The 1648-nt window shown below is 42.2% G+C and carries 1 protein-coding gene; it reads left to right on the forward strand.

Annotation, left to right across the window (positions count from 1 at the left end; genetic code table 11):
* The first annotated feature begins 754 nt into the window (after nt 1-754).
* Nucleotides 755-1405, forward strand: a complete 651-nt coding sequence (locus tag H6S82_RS32075) for a PEP-CTERM sorting domain-containing protein (protein ID WP_190462708.1) — start codon at nt 755-757, stop codon at nt 1403-1405.
* Nucleotides 1406-1648: the final 243 nt, after the last annotated feature.

The raw sequence follows: 1648 nt of genomic DNA on the forward strand, positions 1-1648 counted from the left end.
TGGGAGAGCCAAGTGGAGGTTTCATCGCATTTTGAACCCCCGTCCCTTTAGGGCTGGGGTGGCTTCAGTCCAGAGGAAATTACTTAAGTGCGATCGCCCTATTATTGGGCTCGTACAAGAGCTAGATTAAAAATTAAATCCGGGTTAACTACGCCCTTTTTCTTGAAGCCCGTGCAGGTGGGCTTTGTTTGTGTAGTCAAGACTTTAGTCCTCCAGTCAAAAAGGGGTTAGGCTGGCCTCCTCTCCATCGGACTGCCAGTAGCTATAAATAGTTAGATTTTTCAGCGCCAACTTACCCAATTCGCTAAAAATATTTAGACTTTACACAAATTTTACATACTTACTAAAGTTGCAGCGGCGAGAAAAGCTTTATAAATCCAGCAATAGAGAGATTTACAGGTTTGCTTTGATTGCGACCGTAATATATAAATATGTTTTTTTGATAAAGATTATGTGAAAATGCTGACAAATCTGTGCGGCTTAGGTAAAGCTGTAATAGAGACGAATTTTAAGATGAACGCGAGATTGTAGAAAGGTGTAATCTCGACGCATAACGTGAAAGAGCTACCAGTTTAAAGCGTGACACACATTAAAGAAGAGTCGGTCTTGAACTGTTTCTTCTTATCTTTATCTCTTTGTAGCGCTATGCGGATGTTATGTAGGTTGTCCTAAAAGCAATATGGTGCTGAAATAATCGCGTTTCTACTTGGGATAATTTCTCGATCGATTTTTAAGTTACCAAGAGGATTAAAAAATGAAAAATTTGCTCGCTTTATGTAGCTTACTAATAGGTTTGGGCGTTGCAAATACGGCAAATGCAGCTACTTTTGTAGCTGGTTACACATTTGATGACAACGCATTTTCTGACTCTCTGCTGTCGTTTTCCGGTGATTATACTATTAGTGGCGGAAGTCTGGAACAAGTACTGACAGACAGCGATCTAACTACCTATGCTTTCTCCTTCAGCCCCGATGCCTACGTCAACTTGGGTTTCACGGATAATTTTCTAGTCAATGGTGCTGGAGACGATCTTGTCCTGTTTGAACTGGGTATCCCCGATACGTTTGAAGTATCGCTGACTGTGGGCGGGATAACAAACTCGTACACCAGCTCTAATACGGGATTTCAGGCTGCTGGATATAATGTAAACGCTCTGAGTATCAATTTAGACGATTTCGGTGTGGCAGCGGGCGGTTTATTGAGCAACGTAGTAGTTGGACTTGGTATACAAACAATTAGTGGAACAGTTCCTTCTCTGGCTGTTGTAGGTGCTTTAAATTCAGCTCCTGTCGGCGGTTCAACTTCTGTACCCGAACCAGGTTCGGCGATGGCATTTCTGGCTTTGGGTGCCTTTGGAGCTACTTCAGTGCTGAAACGCAAACAACACCAAGCAAAGTTCAACTAAAGCTTTTTGCTATTAAACACAAACGATTGCGATCGTAATTCAATCCTCTGGCGGCAATGGCAGGGTAAAATAAAAAGTACCGATCTTGGAAAGGAACTTTCAGGTTTCGCGCCAAGCCATGTTCACCACTTTGCGATCGCTGATATCTTCCAGCACTCCGATCTTATACTTCGGTTCCTCCCAACCAAAAGAAAAGCCAACTGAAAGGTCTGTTTTGTCTTTTTTGGAAAAAAAATATTAGTA

This window comes from Planktothrix sp. FACHB-1355, from assembly GCF_014748295.1.
GTDB classification, from domain to species: domain Bacteria; phylum Cyanobacteriota; class Cyanobacteriia; order Cyanobacteriales; family Aerosakkonemataceae; genus Aerosakkonema; species Aerosakkonema funiforme_A.